Source organism: Asaia sp. BMEF1 (assembly GCF_051628905.1).
Classification (GTDB): domain Bacteria; phylum Pseudomonadota; class Alphaproteobacteria; order Acetobacterales; family Acetobacteraceae; genus Asaia.
This window is the reverse complement of the sequence record NZ_CP157575.1, coordinates 2,271,774-2,295,616: the sequence shown is the minus strand read 5'-3', so window position 1 is coordinate 2,295,616 and position 23,843 is coordinate 2,271,774. Positions and strand designations below refer to the sequence as shown.

The window sequence follows — 23,843 nt, the reverse complement described above, 5'->3', positions numbered from 1 at the left end:
CCCCGATTCATTCGATTGCCGGATCAGACGATCGAATGAATCCATCCATGCGCATCATTTGTCTTGCCAGCCTGGATTTCGGTCAGGGCCTTCTTGAGGCCGAGCGACACTTCACCCGCGTTCTTGCCATCACCGAAGATCGCCTCGCCATTCGTGCGACGCAGCGAACCGATGGGGCTGATCACGGCAGCCGTCCCGCAAGCGAAGGCTTCCTTGTAGCGGCCTGAAGCGGCACCGGCGAAGATCTCGTCGATTTCCAACGGCGTCTGCTCGATTTTCAGACCACGATCCTTAGCGAGCTGCAAAATGGCGTCACGCGTGATGCCGGGCAGGATGGTGCCGGTGAGGGGCGGGGTGACCAGCGTGTTATCGTCGCGCAGGAACATGACATTCATGCCGCCCATTTCCTCGACGAAGCGCTGCTCGCGGCTGTCGAGGAACAATACCTGGTCGCAGCCATGGGTCTTGGAATCGCGCTGGGCCACGAGGCTTGCAGCGTAATTGCCGCCGCATTTGGCAGCGCCCGTGCCACCGGGGGCAGCACGGGTATAGTCTTCCGACACCCAGACCGACACGCAGCCCGAGCCGAAATAGGCACCGACGGGGCAGGCGATAACCATGAAGAGATATTCGGAAGCGGGCTTCACACCGAGGAAAACTTCGGTCGCGATCATGAACGGACGCAGATAGAGGCTCTTGCCCTCGCCTTCGGGCACCCAGTCGCGGTCGATCTTCACCAGTTCGTCGACAGCCTGCATGAAGATTTCCTGCGGCAGATCGGCCATGGCCATACGCTCGGCAGAAGCGCGAAAACGCCTGGCGTTCTCTTCAGGACGGAAAGCCGCGATACCGCCGCTTTCGGTGCGATAGGCTTTCATGCCCTCGAAGATTTCCTGCGCATAATGCAGAACGGAAGCGGCCGGATCGAGCGAGATCGGCTTGCGGGCGGTGATTTTCGCATCATGCCAGCCGCGGCCTTCGCTGTATTTCACGATAGCCATGTGATCGGTAAACACGCGGCCGAAAGCGGGGTTGGCGATCAGCTCTGCACGGTGATCCGCAGGGGTCGGATTGCTCGTGGGCTCGATGGTAAATTGCAGCGCTGCGCTTTCGGAAACCATGATCTGTTCCATCTTCAGGTCGATTATGACGGCACTCTATCCCGTTCGCCGCATCTTGACACCCTTTGAAAGGGAGAGAGAAGAACGCGACCTGTGACTGACTGCATCGTGATGGCCGGTTTTTTCGATAAGTCGGCGCCTTGGCGCAGACGCCCGGCTCTGCGATCACGCGGCAGGCAGCAAGATTTGAGAGGGCCTTCATGAGCGCATCGACCCCCATCCAGACCCTGACACCTCTGGCCATACGGGACCGCAAAGGCAAGGAGCCTGTCGTCTGTCTGACCGCCTATACCACCCCGATTGCGAAGCTCGCCGATGCAGCCTGCGATGTCGTTCTGGTGGGAGACAGTGTCGGCATGGTGCTGCACGGTTTGCCTTCGACACTGGGCGTGACGATGGAGATGATGATCCTGCACGGCAAGGCGGTGATGCGCGGCGTGAACCGGGCGCTTTGCGTGGTGGATATGCCCTTCGGCAGTTATGAAGAAAGCCCCGCACAGGCTTTTCGCAATGCGTCGCACCTGCTGGCGGAAACCGGCGCCTCTGCCGTCAAGCTTGAAGGCGGCGTGCATATGAAAGAGACCATCGCCTTTCTCGTGGCGCGCGGCGTGCCCGTGATGGGCCATATCGGTCTGACGCCGCAGGCAGTAAATGTGCTCGGTGGCTACAAGGTTCAGGGCCGCAATGAGGACGCACAACGCGTGATCGACGATGCACTTGCTGTTGAAGAGGCAGGCGCCTTTGCCATCGTCCTGGAAAAACTGCCGCGCAGCCTCGGGGCCGATATCACGAACCGCCTGACCATCCCCACGATCGGCATCGGCGCCGGGCCGGAATGCGACGGGCAGATTCTGGTGATCGACGACATGCTCGGGCTTTTTGCGGATTTCAAACCGAAATTCGTCAAACGCTACGCGACGCTCGCCGAACAGGCCGAACAGGCTCTTGCGACCTACGCACAGGAAGTTCGCAGCCGGGTATTTCCCGGCCCCGAGCATAGTTTCGGAGACCGGACATGATCATCCGCGACATCGCGACCCTTAAACGGACCGTCAGGCAATGGAATCAGGCAGGCGAAACGATCGGCCTCGTTCCGACCATGGGCGCCCTTCATGAGGGCCATCTCAGCCTGGTGACACAGGCGCGCGCCCGGACGCAGCGGGTGATCGTCTCGATTTTCGTCAATCCGACCCAGTTCAACAACCCGACCGACCTCGCCACCTATCCGCGCACCGAGGCGGAAGATATCGCCCTTCTGCCCGATGTGGACGCCATTTTCATCCCTACCGCCGAGGCCATGTACCCCGAAGGGTTCAGCAGCACGGTCAAGGTCAGCGCCATGGCCGAAACGCTCGAAGGCGCGTACAGGCCCGGTCATTTCGACGGCATGGCGACAGTCGTCACCAAGCTCTTCTCCCTTTCCGAAGCCGATTATGCATTTTTCGGGGAAAAAGACTGGCAGCAATTGCAGATCGTCCGGCGCTTCGTGCAGGACCTCAACCTGCCGATCGAAATCGTGGCATGCCCGACCCTGCGCGAGGCAGATGGACTGGCCCTGTCCTCTCGCAACAGGCGTCTCTCGCCTGAAGCCAGAAAAAACGCCCCTGCCCTTCATGCCATTTTGCAGGAAATCGCGACTACCATCAGACAGGGCCAGCCAATCGCAGAAGCCCTCGATAACGGTATGAAGTCACTCATCGCCGCCGGGTTCGGCCCGATCGACTATCTAGCCTGTTGCGAGGCGGAGAGCCTGACTTCGGTGACGACTGTATTCGCGACAAAACATGACAATGGTGCGCTGCGATTACTGGTGGCCGCCGCTCTCGAATCTGTGCGCCTTATTGACAACATCGTTATTTAGAACCTCCAAACGGACATGCGAGACTACCCGTATAGTGAGGCGCGACCTGAATGTCGGGCCTCCGGTGCCCTCCTTGTGGGTGGCACCGATGCACAAGAAGGTATGCAAGCATGTCGCTTCCGCTTCAGGACAAGATCGCCGCCGTAACGGGCGGAGCTTCCGGCATCGGTCTGGAATGCGTCCGTCACCTCATCGCCAATGGCGCTGTGGTGTATATTCTCGACCGTGACAAGGCCGCCATGGACAAGGCGCGCGCCGAGCTGGGCGACAAGCTGCACGGCGTCGAGGTCGATCTCTTCCGCCATGCCAGCATCCAGCAGGCCGTGGACACGGTTCTGGCCGAGCAGGGCCGTCTCGACATCATGTTCGCCAATGCGGGTTCGTATGTCGGTGGCAATGCCTGGGAAGGCGACCCGGATGTGTGGGACCGCATGCTCAACCTCAACATCAACGCGGCTTTCCACTCGGCGCGCTGCGCCATGGTGCCCATGATCGCGCAGGGCAGCGGCGATATCGTCATCACCAGCTCGGTCGCAGGCGTCGTGCCGATCGTGGCAGAACCGATCTATACGGGCTCGAAATACGCCATTCAGGCCTTTACCCATACCTGCCGCCGCCAGCTTGCTCCGCACGGCGTGCGCGTCAGCGCCATTCAGCCCGGCCCGGTCGTCACGCCGCTCATCAATGACTGGGACCCCGAGCGCCGCAAGGCCGCTCTCGAAGGTGGCGGCATGATGCAGCCCTCCGACGTGGCAGAGGCGCTGATCTTCATGCTCACGCGTCGCAAGGGCACGGTCGTGCGCGATCTGGTGCTGCTGCCCAACGGCTTCGACGTCTGACACGTCGCTTCAGCGATCCCGCAAGGCGCCTCGCGCCTGTGGAAAGACCGACAAAACCCCGCCTCTCTGGCGGGGTTTCTGTTTTCAGACGTCTGATATCATCGAGTCACGCGTGCGAATGCCTCCGGTAGTCACGCTGCTGCCATTGCCTTATCCCAACGTTGCGATTGACTCTCAGTTGCGCGGCCTCTAGAGCCTGTGCCGATCCCGTGGGGTCGGAGCACAGGCTTGTGGCAATGGAGTGCGCCAATCCTCAGCAGATCAGATCGCGCCGTGCCGCGCCCAAAGACAAGAGGCGAGGGTGAGAGCCCTTTCTGGCCGCTGCGCCGGTCACGCAGCGCGATGGTGGCCCTGCATCGCTATGTCGGGCTCGTTCTGGCGCCGCTTCTGCTGGTGATCGGCCTCACCGGCAGTATCAGCGTGTTTCGCACCGAACTCGACCGGATGCTCAACCCCGATCTCTGGACCACCCAGAGCCAAGACAGGCATCTGCCGCTTTCGGCACTGGTCGCCGCCATCGCAAAGAAGCATCCCGATCAGCCCCTGATCGCGCTTGAATACCGCCCCGCCCCCGGTGGCACGCTTCACGCCTATCTCACGCCGGCTCTGACGCGGTCAGGCAAATCGAGACCCGACGAGATTTTTCTCGACCCCGGCAATGCGCATGAGCTGGGGGCGCGCGTGGCCGAGGGGTGTTGCCTCAACCGGCGGGTCCTGCTGCCTTTTATCTATCGGCTGCATTACTCGCTCGCGGCTGGCACGACAGGTCTGTGGATCGTCGGTATCACCGCATTGATCTGGACACTCGATTGCGTCAACGGCCTGCTGCTGACCCTGCCCCCGGTGACACCGCCCTGGCGCAGGGGGTTCTGGCGCGGCTGGAAACCGGCCTGGCAGATTGCCCATCCCAAAAATGCCCTGCGCCTGTTTTTCGACCTGCATCGCGCCTTCGGCCTTTGGCTCTGGGTCCTGCTGCTCGGCATGGCAATAAGCGGTGTCGCGCTGGCTCTGGGGCCACAGGTTTTTCAGCCCGTTGTGCGCACGCTTTTCCCTGTTGCACCGATAGCGCCCGAAATCCCCCTTCCGGGCGGTCCACATGCACTGACGCTCGATGACGCCGAGGCCCTCGCAGGTCAAAACGCAGAAAACCGGAACTGGAAGGCGCGCCCCGCCGCCATAATGCTGACCCATGCACCGGAGCGGGCGCTTTTCTATCTTTTCGGCGATACGGGGCAGATCCCTGCCGGCTTTGGCAGCCCGCTCATCACCATCGCCCTCGATACGGGTGCCACAGTGCAGGCCAACGTGCCGCCCGAGGGCAAGCTGGGCGATCTCATTCTACAATTGCAGGACCCGTTCCATAGCGGGCGGCTTGCCGGATTGACCGGCCGCATACTCGTCTGCGCGAGCGGGTTGGTAACCGCCCTGCTGTCGATCACCGGGGTTCTGATCTGGGAGCGTAAAAGACGCGCCCGGCGCCGGGCGCGCCTTAAACAGCCCCGCCCTATCCCGGCAAGGCAAGCTGCCGGAAATGGCTGAGCAAGGGGCTCCGAGCGTGCGAAAGAACCGCCAGACACGGTTCCGATGACGCTCGCATACGCGTTCTTGCTCGGTTGAAATCCGTTCACAAAACCTTGAGCGCAACGCGAAACAGGAACATCCGCGGCTGGATCGGCTTTCTCACATATCCGTGAAAAACTGCCCCTATCGAGGAGCAGAGCAGGAGCCACCCTATGCCCGACCAGATTCCCCCCCAGTCGCAGTCTCACCAGCCAGGCACGGAAGCGCCTATGCGCCCCGCCGCCATTCATATTCGCGAAACCTATCGCGGGAGCGGCAAGCTTGACGGACGCAAGGCGCTCATCTCCGGCGCCGATAGCGGTATCGGCAGGGCGGCGGCATTGCATTTCGCGCGCGAAGGGGCCGATGTCGCCATTCTCTACCTCGAGGAGCACGAAGACGCGCAGGAGACCGTGCGGCTCATCGAAAAAGAGGGAAGAAAGGCGCTCGCCATCGCGGGTGATATACGCTCCAGCGCATTCTGCAACGACGCGGTCGCCCAGACCGTCGAAGCATTCGGCGGCCTTGATATTCTGGTCAATAACGCAGGCTGGCAGGTGGTCAATCAGGATAGCGCGACCATTACCGATGACGAATGGCAGCGTCATATGGACACGAATATCAACGGCTATTTCTTCCTTACCCGCGCCGCACTCGCCCATCTCGGCAAGGGAAGCGCCATCGTCAATACCTCGTCGATCAACGCCTATCGGGGCAGTGCGGGGCTGCTCGCCTATTCGACCACCAAAGCCGCAGAAATGGGATTCACGCGTGCTCTGGCGCTCGAACTCGTCTCGAAGGGCATACGCGTGAACGCCGTAGCGCCCGGCCCGGTCTGGACGCCCTTGCAGCCCGCAAGCTGGGGCCCGATCGACCCCGCGCAAGTGGCGGAACTCGCCAACTCCGTGCCGATGGACCGTTGTGGCGACCCTGCCGAACTCGGCCCGGCCTATGTCTATCTGGCCAGCGAAGACGGGTCTTTCGTGACCGGGCAGACCCTGCACGTCAATGGTGGCACCATCATCAACGGATAAGCCCTGCCGCGAGGCGCTCAGCCGCTCTCGATCCCGAGCGTCTTGATCTTGCGATGCAGGGTCGAACGGCTGATCCCAAGGATGCGGGCTGCCGGGGCGATCTTGCCCTGGGTGAGAGACAGAGCGTCTTCGATGGTACGCAATTCTGCCTTACGAAAATCGGGGCGAGAGGGCTCATCACCGATCAGCGAGCCCGGCCAGAACTGGGCCCCTTCCGGAGTCTGAACGCTCGGTAGCGCTCGGTCTCTGGCCGAACGGCTGGCACCTATGATCCGATCTGTTTCGTCGAGCGCGACCAGAGGCTGGGACGGCCCCTCGCCGCCCTCAAGCAGCAGAACACGCCCCCTACCGAACCTGTTCTGAAACAGGCGACATTCAATAGCGCGTGCTGCATTCAGCAGGAGGGCTTCCATGATGGCAGTCTCTTTCGGATCGCTGGCAAACAGGCTCACATTCAGCGCACCCGCGATCTGGCCCTCGGCATCGAAAAATGGCATCGCCGTACAGGTCAGGCGATGAAGGGCATGGCACCAATGCTCGCCCCCGCTGATGGTGACCGCCTTTCCCTCGACCAGGCAGGTCCCCAAGCCATTCGTGCCGGCTGATGCCTCTGTCCAGATGGCGCCCGAGCGCAGATTCCATCTTCTCGTACGCGCCTCACCCGCCTCGCTGCCACGATGGGCCACGACCACACCGTGCGGATCGGACAGAAGAGCGACATATCCAAGAGGCACGACCAGACGTGCCAGATAATCGAGTTCGGTACTGGCCGCATGCATGGCGACCCCCATGGCCACGCGGGCCTGACGCAACTCAGCAGCGCAAAGCCTGTCAGTCAAACCGGCGCCCCGTGACGCAAGCCCCCCGTTACGGCTGCACCGTGCCCAGGACTCCCTCAGCATGGCGGGCAGAGACACCGGCAGATCGCGACGAATGGCTGCATGGACCATGGTGTTTTCTCCAGATCAGACCCGGCCGCTTCCCGTGGCTGTTGCTCATGACCCATGCCTGACTGGCGCAATTCTGCGACAGTTCTGACCTGATTATAACACTTAACTGTTATTGATAACGTTTAAATGTTCTCAATCCGCTCCGCCCATGATGACCCTGTCCCGATCGGAACAGGCGTCCCCCTATCGGGATGGCCTCGTTTTCCGACTCACAGAAGCTGGCGCTGCATCCTGCGCGCCAAGGGGAGAGTGTCTCATGCAGATTTCCCATGACGTCCTTCTGCATTCCTATCGGGCGATGCGCACCATTCGCGATTTCGAAGAGCGATTGCATGTCGAATTCGCAACCGGCGAAATTCCCGGCTTCGTGCATCTCTATTGCGGCGAAGAAGCCTCTGCGGTGGGCATATGCGCGCATCTCACCGAGACGGATACGATCGCCAGCACCCATCGCGGTCATGGCCACTGCATTGCCAAGGGCGTGGCTGTCGAAGGGATGATGGCCGAGATCTACGGCAAGAAGACCGGGGTGTGCGAAGGCAAGGGCGGTTCGATGCATATCGCCGATCTGTCTTTGGGCATGCTGGGCGCCAACGGTATCGTCGGGGGCGGACCGCCGCTGATCTGCGGGGCTGCCCTGTCGCACAAGCTGCTGAAAGATGGCGGTGTGGCCGTCGCTTTTTACGGTGACGGGGCCTCGAATGAAGGCACGACGCTCGAAAGCCTGAACCTCGCAACCGTCTGGTCTCTTCCCGCGGTCTTCGTGCTCGAAGATAACGGCTATGGCGAAGCGACAGCTTCCTCCTATGCCTGCGCCGGTTCGCAGCGTGCCCGGGCCGAAGGGTTCGGCATGCCCTATATCGAATGCGACGGGTCTGATTTCTTCGCCGTGCATCAGGCAGCCGGAGAGGCCATCGCCCATGCGCGTGCGGGCAAGGGCCCTGTCATGATGCACGTGCATCTGGCGCGCTGGTACGGGCATTTCGAAGGCGATGCTGCAAGTTATAGACGGGCTGAGGATATCGCGCTGCTGCGCGCCGAGAAGGACTGCCTGAAGCGCTTTCGCGAGCAGGTGACCGCTATCAGCACGATCGAGACATCGGAACTCGACGCCATCGACAGCGCAGTGCGTGCGCAGATCGAGCAGGCCGTCAGCAAGGCCAAGGCCGACCCCGTGCCGGAAGCCGCCGCTCTGCTCGATAATGTCTATGTCAGCTACTGAGCCTGACCCTGTCAGGTAAAGGAGGATATCATGTCCAGAAAGAGCTTCAGACAGGCCATCAACGAGGCCCTTCGCCAGGAAATGCGCCGCGACGAACGCGTCATCCTGATGGGTGAGGATGTCGCAGGCGGTAAAGGCGGCAGTGCGGGCGTAGACGACGCCTGGGGCGGCGTGCTGGGTGTCACCAAGGGTCTTTACACCGAATTCGGCCCCGACCGTGTGTTCGATACGCCCATTACGGAAGCCTCCTATATCGGCGCCGCTGCGGGGGCTGCGGCAACGGGGCTGCGCCCTGTTGCCGAACTGATGTTCGTCGATTTTGTCGGGTGCTGTCTCGACCAGATCATGAATCAGGCGGCCAAGTTCCGCTACATGTTCGGCGGCAAGGCGCGCACGCCGCTGGTCATACGCGCCATGTATGGCGCGGGCCTCTCGGCAGCAGCCCAGCACAGCCAGGCGCTGTATCCGATCTTTACGCATATACCGGGGCTCAAGGTCGTCATTCCCTCTTCGGCCTATGAAGCCAAGGGATTGCTGATCGAGGCCATACGCGACGACGACCCGGTCATCTTTCTCGAAAACAAGCTGATATACGATGAAGAGGAGGAAGTGCCGGATGAGCCCTATACCATCCCCTTCGGTGAAGCCAATCTGACACGCGAAGGGCAGGATGTAACCATCGTAGCCTTCGGTCGCATGGTCGGTTTTGCCAATCAGGCGGCCGAGCGCCTGCAGAAACAGGGCATCTCCTGCACTGTGCTCGACCCGCGCACGACATCCCCACTCGATACCGGCACCATTCTCGATTGCGTGGCCGAAACGGGACGTCTGGTGATCGTCGATGAATCGAGCCCGCGCTGCAACATGGCCACCGATATCGCGGCCCTCGTGGCGGAAGAGGGTTTCGATACGCTCAAGGCCCCGATACGGCGCGTGACACCACCGCACACTCCCGTTCCCTTTTCTGCCGCTCTCGAAAAACACTACATGCCCGACGCAGAGAAAATTGCGGCAGCGGTACGCTCGGTCATGGCCTACGACGCGAAACAGGAGGCCTGAGCAATGGCAGAGCGCATTGCCCCCATCACCATGCCCAAATTCGGCCTGGCCATGACAGAAGGTATCGTCGTCGGCTGGCTGGCAGCGATCGGAGACAGCATCGCCTCAGGTCAGGAACTGGTAGAAATAGAAACCACCAAAATCACCAATGTCTATGAAAGCCCCGTCTCAGGTGTTTTGCGCCGTCAGCTCGCTTCACAGGGCGAAACCCTCTCCGTCGGCGCCCTGATCGGCGTCGTGGCGGCGCCCTCTGTGTCCGATGCCGAAATCGATACCTTCATCGCGGGGTTCGAAGCGCAATCGCCCGAAACGGCAAGCGATGACGAAGAGAAGACAACGCCCGCCAACAGCGTCATCACGCTCGGCCCGCTTCGGCTTCGCGTGCAGGATAGCGGCGCTGCTCAGCCGGGTAGATTACCGGTGATCCTGATCCATGGCTTTGCTGGATCACTCGATAACTGGATGCTGGTCCAGCCCGCTCTGGCCGCAGTGACGAGGGTCGTCGCATTCGATCTTCCTGGCCATGGAGAATCGAGCAAATCGGTTGGCGACGGCACGGTGACGTATCTGGCTGAGGTTACGCGGGCACTGCTTCGAGCGTTGTCGATCGAAAAAGCGCATGTCGTCGGTCATTCTCTCGGCGGTGCCGTCGCGATAGAGTTGGCGGCGCTCGCCCCTGAGGCCGTTGAAAGCCTGACCCTGATCGCACCGGCCGGGATCGGGGAGAGTATCAATGCCGCGTTCATCGACGGGGTATTGAGCGCCACTACGCGCAAGACATTGCAACCTGCGCTTTCTCTGCTGGTGCATGACAAGGCCCTGATCTCGCGCCAGATGGTGGAAGAGATGATCAGGTTCAAACGACTGGACGGCGCTCTGGATGGGCTCAGGACGCTTGCTGCGGCCAGTTTCGACGGCGGGCATCAAACAATCTCGCTTGGCACGCAACTCGAACGCTTTGCGGGAAAAACAGACCTTCTCTGGGGCGAGAATGATGAAATCCTGCCTGCAAGTCAGGCCCGAGACGTAGCCGGCAATGTGACGGTCACGATTTACCCGCAGACAGGACATATGCCCCAGCTCGAACGAAGCGGCGCAGTCGCCGCCGCGCTGAAAACGATCGTTACCGGCTGAAATTGCCTCGGGGGGTGGCGCAGCCAAGCTGGCGCCATCTTCCCGACCTGTCAGCAGCCTTTCAGCTCATAGCGGAGGAAGATTGTTTTGCGATAAGCGACGGTCCGGCGGGAGCGGCGCCCCTGCTTGCCTGTTTGCATGCGCTACCCGGCCGATCGGCAAAGACACCCCTCCCCGGGGAGCACCGCAAAAGGGATTTATGTGTCGTTGCGCATTTCAGCCGCCGACCAGGCGCGGTGCAGCCCTTCGCGCCCTTGGGTGATAACTTCGTTCAAATCGCACTCATAAAGGCTGTCTGCGACACCGGAAGAGAAAATCTCCAGCGTGCAGACACCGTCAAAACCAGCCTGAGCCGTCGCATGAAGCAGGGCTCCTAGCGGGATACTGCCCGATCCGGGCACGAGACGATCCATGCCCGAACACGGTGTGCGCCAGTCGCTGGCCTGCACCGCGACAGTACGCCCCGCTGCACGATGAATGGCCGCGACACAGTCGGGCTGCTGCCAGATATTCCAGTAATCGAGACACAAGCCGCAGGAATCATGGCCAACCGCGTCGAGCAGATCGAGCGCCTGATCGATGGTCCATATGGCGGTCTCGACATTGATCGAGGTGGGGTTGAGCGGCTCGATGGCGATTTTCACCCCGAGATCGGCCGCAAGCGGTGCGAGGCGGCGCAGATGATGCACCGTTTCGTCGAGACAGCGCTGCATGTTGCCATCTGGAGGCGCACCGGTATTCATGACAAAAGCCGCGCCCTCGGCATAAGGAGCGAGGGTTTTCAGACTTCTGGCAAAAGCTGCCACACGCTCTTCTGTCCCTTCGGGCTGTGGCGCCATCTTGCTACCGAAAAACGTGCGGATTTGCGGCTGCACCGCGCTGATTTCCAGCCCGGCGGCCCTGGCTGCGCGCATCTGCTCGCCCGCACGCGCCGGATCGAGCTTGGCCTCGCAAATCTCGATCGCATCGACGCCAAGTGCTGCATAACGCGTCACGTCCTCTTCGAACGACCAGGGCTGGGTCGTGAACTGATTGACGCCGAAGCGAAACGGGAAACGGCTCATCGTGCCAGAAACTCCAGAACCGCCCGGTTGAATTTATCCGTCTCGTCCAGAAACAGCATGTGGGAGCTGTGTTCGAAACGCAGCGAACGGCAATCTGGCATATGATCGGCCACCCATGACGGCCCTTCCGGCACGAGCACCGCGTCTTTTTCGGCGATCATCATCAGGGCGGGCAGGTCGAAATGAGGCAGGACATCGCGCCAGTCATGCACCGTATGATCCGCCATCATGGCAGCCCGCGCATGGGCCGGGCTTTTGCCCATTTCAGCCAGAAGCATGGTGCGCTCGTCGGCAGAGAGTTCGGTCGCAAGGCAGTCGGTGAGATTCTGCTCATCGAACGCCTCGGGCGTGAGCGTGAGCTTCTGGATGGTTTCGGCAAGCCCAGCCTGATCGTAACAGGCGGCATGACCGTATTTCCACTCGGAGGAGAAATACTGTCTGGGCGTCTGCTGCACGAAGATCGCATCGCGCAGGCGCGCCTTGCCGAAAAGCTCGAGATAGGACCAGATGATCGGGCAGCCAATAGACCAGCCCAGCACCGTCACATCCTCAAGCTCAAGGGCTTCGAGCAGGTCGCGCAGATCGGCAGCGAGGCGCGGAATGCGGTAGGAATGATCGGGCTTGTCCGATTCGCCATGCCCACGCAGATCGAGCGTGATGACACGCGCCTGCTCGGCCAGAACCGGCACATTGCGATGGAAAAACCGGCCTGAAAACGTCCAGCCATGGATCATGACCAGAGGGCGGCCCTGCCCCTGCTCTTCGTAGTGCAGACGCGTCCCGTCGCTGGCGTTGATATAGGGCATTGGACACTCCTCGCGATTGCGTGACCGGATCGGAAACCCTCTGGCAAGCGCGTGAGACAAGGGCAGGTTCCCTCGTCGCTTGAGAATGAAATACACTGCCTATGTCGCGTTGATGCTCCGTCGCATCGAAAGGAGAGCGGATCATGAGCCGAGGCAAGGGCCGCGTAGCCACCAAACCGGCCAAGGCCGACCTTCCCACGAAAATTTGCCCCATCTGTCAGCGCCCTTTCACCTGGAGAAAGAAATGGGCCCGGGACTGGGACGACGTGCGCTATTGTTCCGAAGCCTGTCGAATCAAGGCGCGAAAACCGTAATTTTTATCCTCATTCTCTAACGCTACCGCACGGTCCGATCCAAGGCTACGTACTGAGGATATCAAAGAGGATTGCGAAAGAGCGGGCCATCTTGTCTTAGGGAAAGTGACCTCAACCCTCTGATCAAACCCTTATCTTTATTCATGGGCAGCCTACGGGGCGAAGCACATAGCCAAAACTCCTACGCCGTCAGTCATAGGTCACGTACATCTCCGCCGAGGTATGCGACAGACATCTTGATGAGCGTCTTCAGCTTATCGTCAAAACCCAACAGCAGCCTCGGTGCAATCTACGGTCGGGGCATGGCTTTCCAGACACGGTTTGTGATCTTCATCCCCTATCGAAAACTTCGACTACCAGACTAAGGAGATAACTTAAAACGGCAAAGGGTGTCGCCTATAATTCATCGATCAAAATCATAATTTATTTTGACCACGTTATATATAATTTACATAAAATATTTATATTTTTCAATTGTCACTCAAGATTCCATTAGCGAACATCTTGATCGCGTCCTCTACGTGAGGTGTACGTGTGTGATTTTTCATCCATATCAAACCACTCTCCAGATTCATTTCATCCAGCAAGTCATAATGCTCCTTTATCGAAACATATTTTCTAACAACTGGCATGGCATAGAATGGTAAAATTCCCCATCCATTAGTGTAAAGAAACAGATCTTCGAGACCGACAGAAGAATTATATTCTATAATATTCGTGGGCAGCTGTAGATCGCGTGCAGATAAGGTCGCTTCAAATCGCTCTCTCAACGCCACTCCTTTCACAGGCAGGATCCAGAGCTTCTTACGATTCTCACTCCACGCAGAGAGTAATTCAGGAATCGACGTCGAAGACTCACGTGACGCTGCAAAACAATTATCCCGATGCATAACACTTTTATTCAGGCTTTTGTTTTTATTCAGCTGGAAAAAGTCTACGAAGGCAAAATCGAGATCTCCGCTTTCTAGCATATCCAGAAGATAAGGTCTTTCGCGATACACAATTCTGATCTTCAGGGATTCGTCTTTCTTTTTCAGTTGGGCAATACCTCGCATGATCTGCTTTTCAAGCGCAGGAGCCTGGAATCCTACATTGACGGTTCCAGTTCTTATCTCTTTGTATTCATTTACCTTGTGAGCAAGTTTCTCAAGTTCGGACTTGATAACGCGACTGGTCTCGACGATCGACTGACATATTGCGGTAGGCATCATCCCGGAATTGGAGCGCGTAAATAACTTCACACCCAATATATTTTCGACTTCCAGGCAAGCTTTTGAAACAGCCGTCGGCGTGAGATTTAATCTCGACGATGCTCCAACGAGAGACTGGGCATTGAATATTTCTTCAATAACCCTGAAGTATCTCAACTTCATATTTTTCATCGCTCTATGCGATTCAATGTCAAAACCCTCGATATTCATCCCGATTCTCTGCGACGAGCATGGCCCGATTTGACCATCCTTGCGATCATGCTCCATTACGATTCTGTTCCAAAGAAAATAATGCCAGTTTGATGCAAGTGGTATTTAATAATTACCTTTTTATGCACATTCTGAAGCAACGCGTCTTACCACTGTTGTGACGCGAATGTATGCCGCAACACCTGAGATAATCGAGTATCTGCCGAGCTGGCGCCTCTCCCGTGTCGAAACGGCAGCTAGAGCCAGGCACGCAGTTGAGTCGCCAGGAAGCGGGCGCAGCACTTTCTTCGAGCAGTTGCGTCGGCGACTCTCAAGTCAGTTCGGTACCATAAGGACCGCCAGCAACAATTTGCACCGCAAGAATACGCGCACTCCGCTCTTCAAGCTTGGTCAGTGGCAAAAAGGCTTTTCCGCTGGTCCATCGACGCTGACTTCCTTCCGGACCGTACCACCCACGCGCCGAGTGCAAGAAGTCACGAACATCTATCTCCACTGTGGAGCGCGGATCGTAAAGTGTTACAGCGCCGACCAAAACGCCGAGTCTGCGACGATCGTCTATATAAGGCCCAATTACGTCGCTCGGGCGCGATGACCGGGAGCAGAGATAGACAGCCCCTAAATGCCCGGGAATCCGGAATATGTAGCGGTCTCCGACCACTCGGACTGGGGTCATGACATATCCATCTTCCGAGGAAAGATGCACCTCGGGATCGAGGCTGTGCCCTCGGTCGGCCTTGCCACCCTCCTCGTCCCGGCGATTTAGGTCCGTCCAGATCGGCTCTACAAAAGACCGGGATACACAGAGAGGCGCAGCCATCGTTCTGCGACCATCGCTGTCCGTGCTGGCAAGCGTATGCTCGACTGTATGAGACGCTGTCGTCAGATCATACCGATTACCGGAATCCAGATAGCTCTCGCAAAGCAGACCATCCGCCATCAGAACCGAATGGGTTTCCGTTTCCAAGTGGTAATATTTATAAATACTCAGGCTCACATCGTGTCGTATCGATCCACCGTTAACGAGCATGCGCACCGGCACAAGATTACCTGCTATGAAAATGCAATGTTCCGGGGTAACCAGCAGGTCCTTGTAAGGCATTCCAACACCGAAGGCACCTGCCTCGATTCTGACCGGATAGTCCGTGACATCGTAATTGGCGCTGTCATTTTCCTCGACTGAGCGGTTTCCCACCCAGATGACGCGCTGTGTCTCCACGCGACCGCGGTGGTAGACATGGACCAGATCACCGGCTGATAATGTCTCAACAGCGCGCTCTCCATCCGGTGTGCGGATCATGGTGCCATGGAGAAAACAGACTGAAAAAACAGTGGAATTATCCAGTCCCGCAGTCAAATCGAAGCCGTACTTTCCCACGCCTTTGATGTTCAGGACGAGAGAGCGATCTCCGGTCAGCCGAAACTCTACATGATCGGCATCGGGATACTTAACACCAACGATATCCGCTTTCGGGACGTCGCGCAGTACGATCTGATCCGAAGAACCGGGCGATGTCCCGTTAAAGCCGGATATAATCGAATTCGGGCTGGTCGTTCCTGTGAGGGTCAGGCGGCTGAATCCCTGTCCTCCAAGATTAACAGTTCCCCCGGCAGTCCCATCCAACGTCGCGTTACCGCCTGCTGCGAGGTTTGCCAGACCGACGAGTGTGCCCCCGGCATCGATTTGCAGAGTACCTCCCGATGCGACGAAGAGATCGCGTGCGCTTCCCCCTGACAGGATTTCCGTGATTCCCTGAGAGACGATACTCCCCCCTGAGATAGCACCACCTACCTTGATATTTCCCGTCCATAGGGCTCCTGCTGCCCCACTCAGGGTGGCTCCAGAGGCAATTATTCCCCCGGAGAGGATACCGCCGTCAGCGATCGAGACGCGACCTCCACTCACTGCGCTGGCGCCATATGCGGTGCCGCCTGAAAGAACAGTCATGAGCCCTGCAGACGAGACAACGGAGCTGGACACAACACCGCCAAGCATGGCGGTTTGCGTTCCACCAGAAGATATGACCGTTGTAACGGCCGTACCGCCGCTGACGAACTGCTTGCCACCGCTGATGAGCGTTGAGCCCGAGGCGACGCCACCGCCATACAGGCCATCAAACGAATTCAGACCGACATCCTGCCAGCCGCTATTGGTGACCAGCGTATTTTCCGTATACGCGCCCTGCCCCTGTACCGCCTGATAGGCACCCGACAGGACCGTGTTGAACGCCGTACCGCCCGACCCAACCAGAACAGCACCGGCGCCCGTACCCCACCAGCCGTTACCAATGGCCCTTAGCTGGGACGCTGTACCGCCCGACAATATCCGCGCCTGGCCTCCAAGCCAGAGAAAGCTGTTGCTCATCGTTCCGCCGCCGGAAACTACAGCCTGCCCCCCTCCCTGCACCGTGAAGTCCGTAATCTGACCGCCGCTGATGCTCAGGGCAGAGCCACCGTTCAGAATGCTGACCCCGGACGCAACGCCACCGGATGCTACTGCCGTACCACCCTGCGAGACAGTCGCCATTGCCCCGCTCGCCGCACTGGCGTTGAAAGCCGTGCCACCCGAAAGCACAGCCATCGTGCCACCTGACGCGATGATGGAGCCAGAGGTCATGCCTCTCAGCATGACAGACTGCGTACCGCCTGCAGAAACGATCGTCGTCCAGGCCGTACCGCCGCTGACGAACTGCTTGCCACCGCTGACAAGCGTTGAGCCTGAGGCGACGCCACCGCCATACAGGCCATCAAACGAATTCAGACCGACATCCTGCCAGCCGCTATTGGTGACCAGCGTATTTTCCGTATACGCGCCCTGCCCCTGTACCGCCTGATAGGCACCCGACAGGACCGTGTTGAACGCCGTACCGCCCGACCCAACCAGAACAGCACCGGCGCCCGTACCCCACCAGCCGTTACCGATGGCCCTTAGCTGGGACGCTGTACCGCCCGACAGTATCCGCGCCTGCCCTCCAAGCCAGAGAAAGCTGTTACTCATCGTTCCGCCGCCGGAAACTACAGCCTGCCCCCCTCCCTGCACCGTGAAGCCGGTAATCTGACCGCCGCTGAGGCTCAAGGCAGAGCCATCGCTCAGAATGCTGACCCCGGACGCAACGCCACCGGATGCGACTGCCGTACCACCCTGCGAGACAGTCGCTATTGCCCCGCTCGCCGCACTGGCGTTGAAAGCCGTGCCACCCGAAAGCACAGCCATCGTGCCACCTGACGCGATGATGGAGCCAGACGTCATGCCTCTCGGCATGACAGACTGCGTACCGCCTGCAGAAACGATCGTCGTCCAGGCCGTACCGCCGCTGACGAACTGCTTGCCACCGCTGACAAGCGTTGAGCCTGAGGCGACGCCACCGCCATACAGGCCATCAAACGAATTCAGACCGACATCCTGCCAGCCGCTATTGGTGACCAGCGTATTTTCCGTATACGCGCCCTGCCCCTGTACCGCCTGATAAGCACCCGACAGGACCGTGTTGAAAGCCGTACCGCCCGACCCAACCAGAACAGCACCGGCACTGAAGTTCCACCACCCTGCGCCGATCGCGGTTAAACTGGACGCGGTTCCACCCGAAAATATCCGCGCCTGACCTCCAAGCGAGATAACCGATTGACTGATCGAGCCGCCCGACGAAACAATGCCTCTGGCTCCGCTGAGAAAAGAAAGATTGCGGAGCGTACCGCCGCTCAAACTGACCGCAGAGCCGCCGTTTTGCACGGCGAGGCCCGATGCCAAGCCGTTGGACGCTTGCGCAACCCCTCGAACATCAGCCTGACCGCCAGCAAGAACGATATTATTGACGCCGGTACCACCAGCATCGATCTGAAGTAGGCCGCCGGAAAAAACGGTACCGCCAAAAGCCGTACCTGCAGCAGCAACTTCCTGCATACCCCCCGACGAGACAAGCGTATTCACCGCCGCACCACCCTTGATGAACTGTGCGCCACCACTGATCAGGGTCGTTGAAGATGCGGTGCCACCACCTGTTGCACCATTATTGTTCGAACCGACATCCTGCCAACCATTCGAGGTGACGTAGGCATTCTGTGAGAGCGCTCCGGCGCCCTGCACGGCCATATAGCCTCCCTGGATTACCGCATCGAGACTGCTGCCCCCAGCGCTCAGAATCAGAGATCCCTGAATCCCATTACCGGCATTGCCCAACCCTGTTCCCGATGTCAGGACACGCTGGGCAGTACTGCCTGACAATACCTGAACCTGCCCCCCACTGGAGACAACCGCATCCTTCACAAGACTGCCGCTCGTCGCGCTGACGATACCGCCCGATTGTACGGTTCCACCCGACCACAGCGCGCCACTCAGAAGGGAGCTTCCCTGACTGATCGACAAATTACCTATTTGCGCGCCCTGTCCTGCCGTGAGGTCACCGCCATTATATTTGACGTTATTGGTGACAGTCCCGCCTGCGGCTATCTTGTCGCCAGTATGATTGAGCGTATTACCTGTCAGCACCCCCCCTGAACTGACTATGGCTACGACACTCTGAAGTGCGGAGTCCTGCAAGGTCCCACCACTTTGAATAATCGCGCTTCCCCACTGAGCCGTCCAGGACGACATAGGAGACGTGAGGCCGGCAACAATGGCGCCACTTGTGACGTAAAGAAGGGGGGAAGTTCCCACTAACGAAACCGGCCCATCAATGACGGATGCGCCGCTTTGATAAACGGTTTTTCCGTTTAGAAGAACTGCGCTCCAGACACCACTGATCGACGTCGTCATAACTCGGCTTCTCATCCATTATCCGCAGCGAGAAAAATCTATTCCGCTCTCGGAGACTGTGTGAAAGGGGTCGCATAACCTCCGCATTCAAATCAACCAGATCCGGGCATTTCCGTAGAATCAGATTATATCCGAAACAACTTTCTAGACCTTTTTCTATGCCGATCATTAGTGTTGGTTAACGATGATTGATGATTTCTCTATAATCCTGATGGGAATACGAACAATCGAATTTAGGTTCATACCTCTGAACCGAAATTCGATACATTACGAGCTCCGTCCCCTATCGAAGCTTCCAGAGGCTTTGAAACCAATTCTTGTGGAGCCCGAAAACTTCAGATCGCAATTACGTGATCAAATATAACGCATGTCCGCTTTTGGAATAGAAAAACAACTCGATGAAATAAAAAAACCCGCCTTCTTGCGAAGGCGGGTTTTTTGACAGCATGGATTCCCGCGGAGGCCAGAGGCCCCAGCAGAAATCAGCGCTTGGAGAACTGGAAGGAACGACGTGCCTTGGCGCGACCGTACTTCTTGCGCTCGACGACGCGGCTATCGCGGGTCAGGAAGCCTGCAACCTTCAGGATACCGCGCAGAGCGGGATCGTAATGGGTCAGGGCACGCGAAATACCATGACGCACTGCGCCAGCCTGACCGGACAGACCGCCGCCCTTGACCGTGCAATACACGTCGAACTGGTTGTAGCGATCCGTCAGCAGGAAAGGCTGCGTGATCAGCATGCGCAGAACCGGACGAGCGAAATAGGTCGTGACCGGACGGCCATTGACAATGATGTCGCCCTTGCCCGGCTTGATCCAGACGCGTGCCGTTGCGTCCTTACGACGGCCCGTTGCATAGGAACGGCCCTGTGCATCGCGCTTGACTTCGTGAACCGGGCCAGCCTGCGTGGCAGGAGCGATACCGGCGAGGTCCTGAAGCGTACCCGTGCGCTCTTGAGTTTCAGACATATCTCTCAGGCCTCGATCACGTTGAGGGTGTTCTTGCGGTTCATGGACGCAACATCCAGCTTCACCGGCTGCTGGCCTTCATGCGGGTGTTTGTCACCGGCATAGACGTACAGGTGCTTCATCTGGGCGCGCTGAAGCGGGCCGCGCGTGATCATACGCTCGACAGCCTTCTCGATCACACTGCCGGGGTTCTTGCCCTCGAGGCGCTGCGTGATGGTGCGCTCCTTGATGCCACCGGGATGACCCGTGTGGTAGTGGAACAGCTTCTGGCCCACCTTGTTGCCGGTCAGGACGATCTTCTCGGCGTTGATAACGACGATGTTGTCGCCGCAATCGACATGCGGGGTGTACTGGGGCTTGTGCTTGCCGCGCAGGCGGGTCGCAATGATGGTGGCGAGGCGGCCAAGAACGAGCCCTTCGGCGTCGATCAGGGTCCAGCCTTTCGTCACCTCTGCAGGCTTCAACGAAAGTGTGGTCTTCATGGTTCGGACTGATCCAGCAACATGTGTTGGTATTGGGGGCGCCTTATGAGACGCCACGGCCCGAAGGTCAAGCTTTTTCGGCGCATCGCGATCAGCAGAAAATGGCGGAAATCAGCCATTTTTTCTATATCGGTATCATGATACCGCATAAAAAATCACAATATTGTTCCTGTTGCAAAGCCGGACTAACATGCACCCTGTCTGTTGGAGCGGTATTTTTGGGGATGATCTGACGTGAAGAGACCTTTACTGGTTGCAGGCCTATGCCTCGTTGTTGTCGGGTTGGGCGCTATCGGTGTGCGCCACGAATCCAAAGCCGAGCTGCAGCGCGCCCTGGCCAGCTTCCGCGCCAACCTTCCGCCAGATGCACGGTTCGAATATGATCGCGCCTATCCGCGCTTCTTCGCGCGTGGCGCCGGCTTCGATAATGCGCGCTTCATCAGAGGCGATGTGACGCTTACGGCAAGGCTGCTGACCGTCAACAACCCGAGCGGCTATCTGACCACAGGGCTGAGCTTTTCGAAAATACACGCGGAAAGCATCACGCTCGCTGGCCCTGTAAGCGGCAAGATCGGCGAGCTCACGCTCAACAAGCTCCTCCTGCCCCCGGTCACCCGGGAAAAGCATAATTTCAGCGAGCTGCCCCCTCTCTCGCAAATCCATTTCCATCATGGTCAAATCCGTGGCCTCGCCCTCGGCACCCCCGACCATTGTTCAGCGACTCTCTCCGGTGCTGCGCTTGAGAATTTCGGCCATGACGACGGCAATGCGGCAACGATGCATGAGGCTCATTTCGTCTGCGCCAGCGATAGTCTCCCGGCGCAGAAACTGCACGATCTCTTCAAGCTTCCGGCCGCGCAACTAGGGTTCGATCTCGAGGATCTGCATGAGAGCGGCGTCCGTTATGCCCGTATCGTCGCCTGGGCGGAGGATCTGTCTCGACAGTCAGACCCCGGCAAGGTGATGCCACTGGGGCCGCATGGGGATTTTTCAGAGATACCCAGCAGATCCGAGGGCAAAAACGTCGGGTTCACGCTCATCGGCGTTCATTTCAAGACCGAGGCGTTGTCGAGTCGACAGTGGAAAGAGGGCGACAAACGATTGGGCGAAGCGACCCTCGATCATACGGTCATCACCTTTTCCTCCCCCTACCCGCTTGCGCCGTTCCTTCCCGATGGCATTCATATCGACAAGATCACGCATCATGGAACGATCGACACCAGGACCGATCTCGCCGCCACCACCGTCAAGGGTGAAACGCCCCGATCTTTCGGTTTCGAATGGTCCATGAACATGCAGAACGCCAGCGCGCCCGATCAGAAACATGAGCCATCGCTCCTTTCGCTGAACATGACCTATCGCGACGACGCCTCCAATCTCGACGATCTACTCAGCCGCTTTGCTGCGATGCGCAACCAGCCTCTGGCTCAGTTCAAAAGCACGCTGACTCTGCCTCTCGCGCTTCTTACCCAGAAAGCCCCGGGGCTGGATGCCGTGCCCGCCTTCATGCTCGCGCCCTCCGGTCACAGCGTAACGATCTCGTTTCAACCGCCGGAACCGCTCAGTGTGACATCGCTCAAGAGCCTCGCACCGCGCTTCTCTGCCGACCCCGCGATGGCACAGCGCTGGCTCGCACCGCCCATCCTGTCCTCAAGCATGAAGTAAGCATGGCTTCCGCTATCCATCTCATAGGCGCAACTGGACGCTCGGGTGAGGCGCTTTGTCAGGCCCTCATGGCCAGTGGCGAGACGGTCATTCCCGTCATACGGTCGCCCGAAAAACTGCCCCCTGCCTTGCGTGACCCGGCGCTGATTGCCGATCTGGAAGACCCGGCGGCGCTCGCCAAAGCCCTTGGCCGCGCTCAGCGTATCGTCTCGACCGCCCATGCACGTTTTATTCCTGCCATTCTATCGGCCTCTCCCGATACGGCCTGTCTGATCGCGCTCGGCAGTACCCGCAAGTTCACACGCTGGCCCGACGCGCATGGCAATGGGGTATTGACGGGAGAAAACGCCTTGCTGACATCGGGACGCAGGGGCATGATACTGCACCCGACCATGATCTATGGCGCCCAGGGCGAAGATAACGTACAGCGTCTCGCTGCCCTGTTAAGGCGCCTCCCTGTGGTGCCCCTGCCGAATGGCGGGCGCTCTCTGGTGCAGCCCGTCTATCAGGATGACATTACCCGCGCCGTATTAGCAGCGCTCGCTCTGGCCGAAACCGGACAAATAAACGGCCCGGAATCTCTCGTGATCGCAGGACCGACGGCTCTGACCTATCGTGCTTTCATCGAAGCCATTCTCGACGCTTCGGGGTTGGGCAGGCGCATTTTTCTGCCTTTACCCGGCGCCGCACTGGAGTTTCTCGCGCCTCTGGCGGCAAAATTACCCGGCTTTCCCGCAATCGGCCGTGCAGAAATCAGGCGTCTTCTTGAAGACAAGGCGTTTTCGATACAGGCTATGGAGACCCGACTGGGGATCGCGCCCCTCCCCCTGAAGGAAGGGCTCGCCCTTCTGTTCAAGACTTCCCCCCTAGCCACCTCCCTTCCTGCCGGAAAACGACCATGATCCGCCTGCTCAGAACCCTGTCGCACCTCGGTGGCCTCACTCTCGTTCTTGCCTCGCTCGGAACGCTCTCGGGGTGCACCGATCCTACAGGGCCGGTCTTTGGCGACTGGTACGGGTTCAACCCCCTTCCCACACCTCAAGGCAATATTTCGATCGAGTTGGTGCTCGACGGCTCACCGACCGATAGCGCGGGGCGCTACAGACTGCATCGCCAGTCCTTCTGGGCGGAAGACATGATGTTCAACCGTTCCGACACGCTCGACGGCACCTGGACGCTCAAGGAGTATACGGTCGACGGCAAGATCTGGCGCAACGTGTTTCTCAAGGGGCCTGAACTGCATATTACCCACTACGTACTTCTTCCCAATGGCTACCTGACCCCGGCCACCGACCAGAACACGCCCGATATGGGTGAAAGTGGCTGGCTCTGCTGCCGTCTCGCCCCTCGCGCCCGTGACAGTTTCGGTTATGGGCGCGTCTGAAGAGAAGTAAGACCAGAGCCGGGGCATGAACCCAGCCCCGGTCTTGATTGGTTTTCAAGGGCAAGAATGCGCAATAATACCTCGCATCCGGGCAATATTCATGGTCAGCCTGACGCTATGAGTATTGTCCTGAGCTACGCCTGAACGCAGGCCCAATCCATGCAATGAGAAATCGATGCACGGCGACGAAAAGCGCCACCAGTTCTTAC

General features: G+C 58.9%; 20 protein-coding genes. 12 read left to right on the top strand and 8 right to left on the bottom strand.

Annotated features, from left to right (window positions below; genetic code table 11):
* Positions 1-23: 23 nt before the first annotated feature.
* Positions 24-1,121, bottom strand: a complete 1,098-nt coding sequence (locus ABHV46_RS10105) for a branched-chain amino acid aminotransferase (RefSeq protein ID WP_438381342.1) — start codon at positions 1,119-1,121, stop codon at positions 24-26.
* 200 nt (positions 1,122-1,321) lie between these two features.
* On the opposite strand from ABHV46_RS10105, the gene panB reads away from it, so the two are divergent.
* The 5 genes from panB to ABHV46_RS10080 all read left to right on the top strand — a co-directional run bounded on the left by panB (position 1,322) and on the right by ABHV46_RS10080 (position 6,415).
* Positions 1,322-2,140: a 3-methyl-2-oxobutanoate hydroxymethyltransferase gene (gene panB, locus ABHV46_RS10100; protein ID WP_438381341.1), complete on the top strand. Its 819-nt coding sequence runs from the start codon at positions 1,322-1,324 to the stop codon at positions 2,138-2,140.
* On the top strand, positions 2,137-2,982 hold the full coding sequence (gene panC / locus ABHV46_RS10095) for a pantoate--beta-alanine ligase (RefSeq protein ID WP_438381340.1): 846 nt from the start codon (positions 2,137-2,139) through the stop codon (positions 2,980-2,982). The genes panB and panC overlap by 4 nt, the downstream gene beginning before the upstream one ends.
* A gap of 110 nt (positions 2,983-3,092) precedes the next feature.
* Positions 3,093-3,821 (top strand): SDR family oxidoreductase, encoded by a 729-nt coding sequence (locus tag ABHV46_RS10090; protein WP_025840623.1) that lies wholly within the window; start codon positions 3,093-3,095, stop codon positions 3,819-3,821.
* A gap of 273 nt (positions 3,822-4,094) precedes the next feature.
* Entirely contained in the window at positions 4,095-5,360 is a 1,266-nt protein-coding gene (locus ABHV46_RS10085; RefSeq protein ID WP_438381339.1) for a PepSY-associated TM helix domain-containing protein, read from the top strand.
* Positions 5,361-5,554: 194 nt separating this feature from the next.
* Positions 5,555-6,415, top strand: a complete 861-nt coding sequence (locus tag ABHV46_RS10080) for a glucose 1-dehydrogenase (protein ID WP_438381338.1) — start codon at positions 5,555-5,557, stop codon at positions 6,413-6,415.
* 17 nt (positions 6,416-6,432) lie between these two features.
* On the opposite strand, the gene ABHV46_RS10075 is transcribed toward ABHV46_RS10080, so the two are convergent.
* The gene (locus ABHV46_RS10075; protein WP_438381337.1) at positions 6,433-7,365 is read right to left on the bottom strand and encodes a helix-turn-helix domain-containing protein; all 933 of its coding nucleotides are present in this window, start codon (positions 7,363-7,365) and stop codon (positions 6,433-6,435) included.
* 256 nt (positions 7,366-7,621) lie between these two features.
* On the opposite strand from ABHV46_RS10075, the gene ABHV46_RS10070 reads away from it, so the two are divergent.
* From ABHV46_RS10070 to ABHV46_RS10060, 3 genes are read left to right on the top strand one after another with little or no spacing between them, the layout of a single operon-like run.
* Positions 7,622-8,587, top strand: coding sequence for a thiamine pyrophosphate-dependent dehydrogenase E1 component subunit alpha (locus ABHV46_RS10070; protein WP_438381336.1), 966 nt, complete (start codon positions 7,622-7,624; stop codon positions 8,585-8,587).
* 30 nt (positions 8,588-8,617) lie between these two features.
* Complete coding sequence (locus ABHV46_RS10065) at positions 8,618-9,646, top strand: alpha-ketoacid dehydrogenase subunit beta (protein WP_438381335.1); 1,029 nt, start codon at positions 8,618-8,620, stop codon at positions 9,644-9,646.
* A gap of 3 nt (positions 9,647-9,649) precedes the next feature.
* Positions 9,650-10,780 carry an acetoin dehydrogenase dihydrolipoyllysine-residue acetyltransferase subunit gene (locus tag ABHV46_RS10060; protein ID WP_438381334.1) on the top strand — a complete coding sequence of 377 codons (1,131 nt, stop codon included), beginning with the start codon at positions 9,650-9,652 and terminating at the stop codon, positions 10,778-10,780.
* A 197-nt stretch (positions 10,781-10,977) separates the two neighbouring features.
* Here ABHV46_RS10060 and ABHV46_RS10055 read toward each other — a convergent pair whose 3' ends face one another.
* The gene (locus ABHV46_RS10055; RefSeq protein WP_438381333.1) at positions 10,978-11,844 is read right to left on the bottom strand and encodes a sugar phosphate isomerase/epimerase family protein; all 867 of its coding nucleotides are present in this window, start codon (positions 11,842-11,844) and stop codon (positions 10,978-10,980) included.
* Positions 11,841-12,650, bottom strand: a complete 810-nt coding sequence (locus tag ABHV46_RS10050) for an alpha/beta fold hydrolase (protein ID WP_438381332.1) — start codon at positions 12,648-12,650, stop codon at positions 11,841-11,843. The genes ABHV46_RS10055 and ABHV46_RS10050 overlap by 4 nt, the downstream gene beginning before the upstream one ends.
* A gap of 143 nt (positions 12,651-12,793) precedes the next feature.
* On the opposite strand from ABHV46_RS10050, the gene ABHV46_RS10045 reads away from it, so the two are divergent.
* The gene (locus ABHV46_RS10045; protein ID WP_336945856.1) at positions 12,794-12,964 is read left to right on the top strand and encodes a DUF2256 domain-containing protein; all 171 of its coding nucleotides are present in this window, start codon (positions 12,794-12,796) and stop codon (positions 12,962-12,964) included.
* Positions 12,965-13,434: 470 nt separating this feature from the next.
* Here ABHV46_RS10045 and ABHV46_RS10040 read toward each other — a convergent pair whose 3' ends face one another.
* The 4 genes from ABHV46_RS10040 to rplM all read right to left on the bottom strand — a co-directional run bounded on the left by ABHV46_RS10040 (position 13,435) and on the right by rplM (position 20,585).
* The gene (locus tag ABHV46_RS10040; RefSeq protein ID WP_438381331.1) at positions 13,435-14,385 is read right to left on the bottom strand and encodes a LysR family transcriptional regulator; all 951 of its coding nucleotides are present in this window, start codon (positions 14,383-14,385) and stop codon (positions 13,435-13,437) included.
* 310 nt (positions 14,386-14,695) lie between these two features.
* Positions 14,696-18,919, bottom strand: coding sequence for a Hint domain-containing protein (locus ABHV46_RS10035; RefSeq protein WP_438381330.1), 4,224 nt, complete (start codon positions 18,917-18,919; stop codon positions 14,696-14,698).
* Between the two features lie 698 nt (positions 18,920-19,617).
* On the bottom strand, positions 19,618-20,103 hold the full coding sequence (rpsI, locus tag ABHV46_RS10030; protein WP_336945853.1) for a 30S ribosomal protein S9: 486 nt from the start codon (positions 20,101-20,103) through the stop codon (positions 19,618-19,620).
* 5 nt (positions 20,104-20,108) lie between these two features.
* Positions 20,109-20,585, bottom strand: a complete 477-nt coding sequence (gene rplM, locus ABHV46_RS10025) for a 50S ribosomal protein L13 (RefSeq protein ID WP_023977905.1) — start codon at positions 20,583-20,585, stop codon at positions 20,109-20,111.
* A 234-nt stretch (positions 20,586-20,819) separates the two neighbouring features.
* Here rplM and ABHV46_RS10020 point away from each other — a divergent pair, with 234 nt between their 5' ends.
* Genes ABHV46_RS10020 through ABHV46_RS10010 form a run of 3 tightly spaced genes read left to right on the top strand, consistent with a single transcriptional unit; the run spans position 20,820 to position 23,634 of the window.
* Positions 20,820-22,250 (top strand): hypothetical protein, encoded by a 1,431-nt coding sequence (locus tag ABHV46_RS10020; RefSeq protein WP_438381329.1) that lies wholly within the window; start codon positions 20,820-20,822, stop codon positions 22,248-22,250.
* A gap of 2 nt (positions 22,251-22,252) precedes the next feature.
* Positions 22,253-23,152 (top strand): SDR family oxidoreductase, encoded by a 900-nt coding sequence (locus ABHV46_RS10015; RefSeq protein WP_438381328.1) that lies wholly within the window; start codon positions 22,253-22,255, stop codon positions 23,150-23,152.
* A complete protein-coding gene (locus ABHV46_RS10010) occupies positions 23,149-23,634 on the top strand; it encodes a hypothetical protein (RefSeq protein WP_336945850.1) in 486 nt (161 codons plus the stop codon). The genes ABHV46_RS10015 and ABHV46_RS10010 overlap by 4 nt, the downstream gene beginning before the upstream one ends.
* The last annotated feature ends 209 nt before the right edge of the window (positions 23,635-23,843 follow it).